This window comes from Armatimonas sp. (genome assembly GCF_043760365.1).
Classification (GTDB): domain Bacteria; phylum Armatimonadota; class Armatimonadia; order Armatimonadales; family Armatimonadaceae; genus Armatimonas.
In genome coordinates this window covers 1-3662 of sequence record NZ_JAYUPA010000719.1, presented here as the reverse complement: position 1 = coordinate 3662, position 3662 = coordinate 1, and the positions used below count along the sequence as shown (strand labels likewise).

Genomic DNA, 3662 nt, shown 5'->3' with positions numbered 1-3662 from the left:
CTCGGAGAGCCCAAGGGTTGCGAGAACCTGTGCTTGCGCCTCGGCGTGAACCGGATCGTACCACTTACCTCGGTGAGATAGCTCTAGGATTGACATTCAGAGTTCTGGAATTCCAAAACTGCCTGGCTTGCTTGTTCGAGAACAGGGACGGGGAGAGTGCCAGGGCCTGCGGAAAAATTATAGATTCGATTCATGGTTTTGTGATCAGGGAAGGTTTAATATTTGGGGCGGGCTTGAGAACGGGCTTACTGCGGTGAACCAGATCGCTCATGGTGACGAACTCGTAGCCTTGTGCCTGTAGTGCTCGAACAATCTCGGGCAGTGCCCTAATGGTGTTCTCGGGGGCATTGTGCAGTAGCAGGATGGAACCCGGTTTCACACGCGGAACGACATAGCGGATGAGGTCCTCGGGGAGGTGTGGGGCGTGCTCAAATTTAAAGCCATCCACGGTCCAGTACGCTCCGTTCATGCCCAGTGTGGAGGCAGCATCGGCGATAGCCCCGTTGAAGTTCCCGCCGGGGGGGCGATAGAACCGTGGACGCTTGCCCGTGATGTCGCGAACCACCACACTCGTGCGGCAGAGCTCTTTGCGAACGTCATCCGGTGTTAGAAACGTCAGGTTGGGGTGGCTGTAGCTGTGATTGGCGATCTCATGCCCCTCGGCGTCCATGCGCAGGATCAGATCCGGGTTCGCCTCCGCACGGGAACCGACAATGAAGAACGTCGCCTTGATATCTAGGTTGCGTAGGGTGTCTAAGAGTGCCGGGGTACGGTACTTGAGCGGATTGGGGCCATCATCCAGGGTGAGCGCGACAAGCTTCTGGGCCGTCTGTCCCCGCCAGTAGCCATTGCCCATGCCCACGTAGCGCTTGTTGTACTGCTTTAGGGAGGCGTAGGCGGAGTGGAACTGCGGGTCAATCGCGACTACGGACTCGATCCGAGCGAGGGCTTCCTCACTGTTTTTATTGCGGACGGCCCACTGGGCAAGTGCATAGTGCGCAGCTTTCCGGCTAGGCTGCGGTGTCAGGAGTGCTAGGAGCCGTGTCTCTAGTGACTCACGCTGCTCGGGCGAGAGCCGCGACAAGGTGCCGGCTGTTTTATTGGCGATCCTGACCACGCGCCGCAGCTCATTCAGGGGCTGGCCCAGGGTGTTACTGGCCGTGATAATCAGCGTGTAGAGGCCATTGGCGAGTCGCCCAGTGTTCCAGGTAGTGACAAAAGGCGGGCTATTGGTCATGGCTGTGTAGCCGCCTGGCACATGGTACGTCACCACTGCGGTACCCTCGGGAACCTTACCCGGTGTGAGGGTGGCCTGGCCGCTGAGGGTCTGCATGTGGGCGATAGGTTGTGGAAGCGGAATGGGAACGAGGCGGCCTGCGCAGCCCTCCGCCATCCGGGTCTCCACAAAGGGCAGAGTCAGGGCGCGGGACTCCTCGCAAGCGTGCCACTCAGGTCGCGCAAGCAGTGCTGTTAGTAGCCTATGGCCTCGCCCGTCGTCGCCCTCGCGAAGCGCCACCATTCCGGCAAGCTCTAACCGAAGCGGATCGGGCTCGTCTGGCTTGACTTCTGCTAGCTCACGGTGAATCGAGCGATCTCCGGTAAGGTAGCGGATATAGAGGCTCAGGTTGGAGTTGTCGGGGGCCAGAGCCGCGGCCCCTGCGCGATCTTTCAGAAGGAGCCGTGCCTGTGCTAGCCCGAGAGGAACCAGTAAATGATTTGGATCTTGTTCCTGCGCACGCCGGAGCGCTTGCTCCGCATTTTTGCCGTCTCCTATATGGAGCGCTAGCACTGCCACTGCCAGTAGCCCACAGAACTCGTTGCTATCGAGCGCGAGCGCCCCGACAAGCGCTGATCGCGCCTGCCCATGCTCACCGGTCTCCAGGTAGGTCACCGCCTCTTCAAGCGCCGCAGGGTAGTCGGTCAGGGGATCCCGCGCCTCGGCGCAAAAAAAAGCCGATTTTGCCATTTCGGAGGCAATTATACCACCTGCTTCAGTTTGGTGCGTTTCCTGCCGATGATCTACGAGGCGCACTCTTGCGCTGAACAGAAGGAAAAGGAACGATGCATCTGAAAAATCTTTTTACCTTGTCTGCTTTGGGGCTGGCTGCTCTTGCAGCCTTGCCTGCGCATGCGCAGGAGCAGAAAGCGAGAAAACATCTGCTTTTAGGCCCGCAGCTTGGTTTTTACACGCCTGCCTCACGGCTCGCACGGGATCGTTTTGGGGGGTCATGGACTAATATCGGTCTTGGTAAAGGCGATGTGGCGGCCCCGAAAGCAAAGGGTGAGGTGAACTTCGATCTGAACTTTATCTCGTCGCGCTCTAAGGAGGCCGAAGTTCTCCTAGCACCCATCGGACTTGTCTACCGCCGGGGAGTCTCGGAGGGTAGGAGCACACGACCCTATTTTGGGGCATCTGTCAACTTACTTGTCACCAACTTCCGCTCCAGCTTTTTGCTGGACAATATCCCGAGCGGCTGGCGCACCGGGACGGGGGGAAGTGTCTTTGGCGGTGTCTCCATGGGGAATCGCTTCTATGTCGAGGGGCGCTACTATGCCTTCAGTAAAGTTCGCAACTTCGATTTCTCTGGGATGAATCTCGGGCTGGGCTGGCGCTTGTAGGGACTTTCTAAAAAACCGAAACCAGCGTCCCCCGTTTTACGTATAGAATTAGTAACGGGGGACGTGGTATTTTTAGACGTTTAGAGATATACTGCGGGACTACTTTGCGATGTTTAGATCACCCTGTCGGGAGCAAGTGAAGGCATGAAGTACAAGCGCTGCTGTGCGTGTGATTACTTTGTAACGACGGCGGATCGTCGCTGTCCAAACTGTGGTATTGCGGACCCCCGCAATGAGCGCCCTGATCGGGGCATTCCCGATATTGTCGCACAGGGCGATACCCTAACCATGGAAACTCCCATGACCGATGGAGCGCGTGCCGCTTTCGGGGGCTTTATTGGTGCCGTGATCGGTGGGTTTCTGATGGCGGGAATGGGAGTCGCGGTCGGAGTCGCCGTGGGAGTTAGCCTGGGAGTTTTGCTCGGAGCTGACAAAGAGTGGGCTCCCCCGGAGCTCTCGCAGCTTGCCAAGCGTGTGATTGACTGTCTGCGCAACGACGAAGAGACGATCCGGCAGCGGCTTAGCGATATTGCCCAGCGTGAGCAGCGCCTGGAAGAGACCCGCCAGCAAGTGGTAACCTCTGTGGGCGATGTCGCCACACAGGAGCGCTGGAGTAAAGTACGCCAGACCATTGACTCCGCCGCGGGCGTGCTCTCTAAACAGCGGGACCGCTACCATGCCAAGCTCTGGGAGATCGCACTGGTGCGCTGGCAAAATGCTCTGGAGCCACTGGCAGCCGATTGGGAGTCGCTGACCCACGAGGGGTGTAATCAACGTCTGCGTCAGTTGGAACGGCTCCGTGCTCAGGGGAAACAGTATCTCGACGACTGGGAGGGGGTGGATCTGACCGATCTGCCCGAAGCACGCCGGTGTCTGGAGCGGCTACGCAATGCCCTGGAGAGCTGCGATCAGCTCCGTGAGGCACTGATTGTTGAGCAGGCTCGTCTTGCTGTGCAGGGAATCGCTCCCGTGGAGGAGGCGCTCACGAGCACACTGGGCACAGGGAACGCCGCCATGCATGCCCTGGATGTCTTCAATGCCCG

2 protein-coding genes and 1 pseudogene are annotated in these 3662 nt (G+C 58.7%); 2 read left to right on the top strand and 1 reads right to left on the bottom strand.

Translation table 11 applies throughout. The features are described from left to right. Nucleotides 1-190 precede the first annotated feature (190 nt). A complete protein-coding gene (locus ACH2EH_RS16945) occupies nucleotides 191-1966 on the bottom strand; it encodes a polysaccharide deacetylase family protein (RefSeq protein WP_395143403.1) in 1776 nt (591 codons plus the stop codon). 95 nt (nucleotides 1967-2061) lie between these two features. On the opposite strand from ACH2EH_RS16945, the gene ACH2EH_RS16940 reads away from it, so the two are divergent. Further along, the gene (locus ACH2EH_RS16940; protein ID WP_395143401.1) at nucleotides 2062-2619 is read left to right on the top strand and encodes a hypothetical protein; all 558 of its coding nucleotides are present in this window, start codon (nucleotides 2062-2064) and stop codon (nucleotides 2617-2619) included. Between the two features lie 144 nt (nucleotides 2620-2763). Continuing rightward, nucleotides 2764-3662 (top strand): annotated as a pseudogene (locus ACH2EH_RS16935) (hypothetical protein); the annotation flags it as partial.

What these genes read in the sequence shown, in the direction of transcription:
- ACH2EH_RS16945 (WP_395143403.1), bottom strand. Translation starts at nt 1,966, where the DNA reads ATGGCAAAATCGGCTTTTTTTTGCGCCGAGGCGCGGGATCCCCTGACC.
- ACH2EH_RS16940 (WP_395143401.1), top strand. Translation starts at nt 2,062, where the DNA reads ATGCATCTGAAAAATCTTTTTACCTTGTCTGCTTTGGGGCTGGCTGCT.